This is a genomic window from Nostoc sp. PA-18-2419, from assembly GCF_005869855.1.
In the GTDB taxonomy this organism is placed as follows: domain Bacteria; phylum Cyanobacteriota; class Cyanobacteriia; order Cyanobacteriales; family Nostocaceae; genus Nostoc.
On the sequence record NZ_SZNH01000095.1, the window covers coordinates 1 to 2,313 of the forward strand.

3 protein-coding genes and 1 pseudogene are annotated in these 2,313 nt (G+C 43.7%); 2 read left to right on the forward strand and 2 right to left on the reverse strand.

Annotated elements, in window-relative coordinates; translation table 11 throughout:
• Positions 1-17: 17 nt before the first annotated feature.
• A complete protein-coding gene (locus FCR06_RS32080; protein WP_138506940.1) occupies positions 18-242 on the reverse strand; it encodes a transposase family protein in 225 nt (74 codons plus the stop codon).
• Between the two features lie 6 nt (positions 243-248).
• Between FCR06_RS32080 and FCR06_RS35155 the strand changes: the two genes are divergently transcribed.
• Together FCR06_RS35155 and FCR06_RS32090 are read left to right on the forward strand one after the other, a co-directional pair.
• Positions 249-518 (forward strand): transposase, encoded by a 270-nt coding sequence (locus FCR06_RS35155; protein WP_138506942.1) that lies wholly within the window; start codon positions 249-251, stop codon positions 516-518.
• A gap of 10 nt (positions 519-528) precedes the next feature.
• A pseudogene (locus FCR06_RS32090) lies at positions 529-702 on the forward strand (transposase); the annotation flags it as partial.
• 320 nt (positions 703-1,022) lie between these two features.
• Here the strand turns inward: FCR06_RS32090 and FCR06_RS32095 are convergent.
• Positions 1,023-2,099, reverse strand: coding sequence for an MFS transporter (locus FCR06_RS32095; RefSeq protein WP_138506945.1), 1,077 nt, complete (start codon positions 2,097-2,099; stop codon positions 1,023-1,025).
• Positions 2,100-2,313 lie beyond the last annotated feature (214 nt).

The following is a 2,313-nucleotide window of genomic DNA, read 5'->3' on the forward strand; positions in this document are numbered from 1 at the left end:
CTGATATTTCCCACTCACTAGCAATGTGGAACAATGTGGAAGTAAGTTCGGTATTCCCGCCAATATTGTAAGCAAACTAAAGCTTGGTCTTCCAAGCTTAACTTGTTTGGATAACCTCGTGTTTGCTTCAAATTAGCTGCATCTTTTAACACCTTAATCATTTCATCAAACGTGCGTTGTTGCACCCCAACCAAACGTTTGAACTGCCGATTCGATAACTTTTTTGTTTGCTCGTATCGCATAAGTAGATTGATTCAAGCGACAAAACCCAATATCATACCATAAAATATTTTTGCAAGAGGTCTATTGAGTCCGTCGGTGCAAAAATCAAGTTTTTGCCTCCCTACTCTCCAGATTTATCTCCCATAGAACTGTGTTGGTCGAAACTAAAGCAATTTCTCCGTTGCTGTGAGGCACGCACCACCGAATCACTCGACCAAGCAATGGCTGAGGCTCTCAATTACATTACTGAAGATGATGCCTTCGGTTGGTTCAATCACTGTGGTCTATTTACCTGAAAATTGCTGTAAAGTATTACCTAAACGCTGGATTGTTGAACGAACTTTCGCTTGGTGGAATCAATACCGTCGTTTGAGCAAGGATTATGAACTTCTACCACAAATGAGTKAGTCCATAATTTACACTGTCATGATTCGTTTGATGTTGAAACGTCTGACAAAATCTCATACGACTACTTCATAATCATTTACAAACAGCTTCTAAAACGTCCTGCTGTTTCCATGTTTATCGCATAGCTGCTTGACGCTCGGCGCGGTGTAGCCGCGCCATTGCTTGTGACACTTGCGTAAGTCCTGGTGAATTTAGTTTTCGGACAGGTCTATTGAGGCTCATTTAGCTGAACGTACAACTTTTTAGGGAATCACCTGTAATGGTAAAAGCGCCAAAATTAGCCACATCCAAGACCAGAGTTTTGGCTATCCTATAGAATTTGGTTGCTGCAAAAGCGCATTTATTCTCTGCGTGATATGATTGGTTGAGACATTTTTAGCAGATAGTCTCTTTTACAAGAGAGTCTCATCAGCAATTGCATCTGGCAGTTGATGGTTTAGCCGCCGTAGAGGTTGATATAGATAGCCAAAGGCGCTCGCTATCACAGTCAAGATTCCGACGACAATAAACAACAAAGCAATACCATATCCTCGACCGACACCAATAAGCTTGCCAATGCTTCCGACTAATAACCCTGTGGGAGCAAGTAATGGCTCGAAAACTCGATCAGCTAAAGGCCCTGCAATCAGATAGGCAAGCGGTAGTGATACCAAAGCAAGCATACTTCGCACGGCAAACACACGTCCTTGAACAGCAGGTGCGACTTTACTCTGCCAGATAGCTTGGTCACAGCCATTAATCATGGACACCCCAAAATAGTAGATGAAAGCAGATGCAAAGAAGACCGGAACAGAAGGTCTAAGCCCCGCAAGTATTATGGACAATGCACCTGATAGGGTAAAACCAAACACACCAAGGATACGGTTCTTGGGGCCGCCCCAAATGCTCATCACCAGACCACCAACCAACATACCGCTTCCACCAATGGACAGTACCGTACCCAGTACATTAACCGTAGCAAAGGCTAATACCAGTGGTGTAACTAGTACGCTGACAACTCCGATTAAGAAATTAATGGCAGCAAAGAAAATCAACAATCCTAGTAGTCCGGGTCGAGCAGTGATGTATGTCCACCCATAGATGAACTCCCGCAGCTGCAAACTTTTCTTCACTTCATGCTCTGCGGTAGTTTTCGGCTCAGGGAATCGGACGAGTAGCAGCATCACCAGGGAAAAGAGAAAAGTAACGCAGTCGATCAGGATTACGCCCTGAATCTGAATAGTCACAACCAGCACACCTGCTAACATTGGTGAAAGCAGCCGTGAAGTTGCCTCTGCAAATTGCACCATCCCACTGGCACGACCAAGGTGTTGCTTTGGAACAAGCATTGTAGTTGCAGCAGCATAGGCTGGCCATTGGAAAGCGCTAAAGGTCGAACTAACTGCTACAACTAAGTAGGGCTTGCTGAAAAAGAAAGAAAAGGTGACAGTCTGTAGAAGAAAAGACCATAGAAGTATATTCAGGTGCAAGGAAAGAAGGTAAAATAGCCCAAAATCCTTGCATCACAGTGGTCAGTTTCAACACGCTGTATCTGAAGTTACTATGTACCGAGAATCAGAATCAACTCCAATTCCACCAGAAAGTTTTGAACTGCCATTTGAGGGAAAGTTATCATCAGATAATCGTTGGGTGATCATGGCTGATTTAATACCCTGGAAAGAATTTGAGTCAGAATATTCTGCC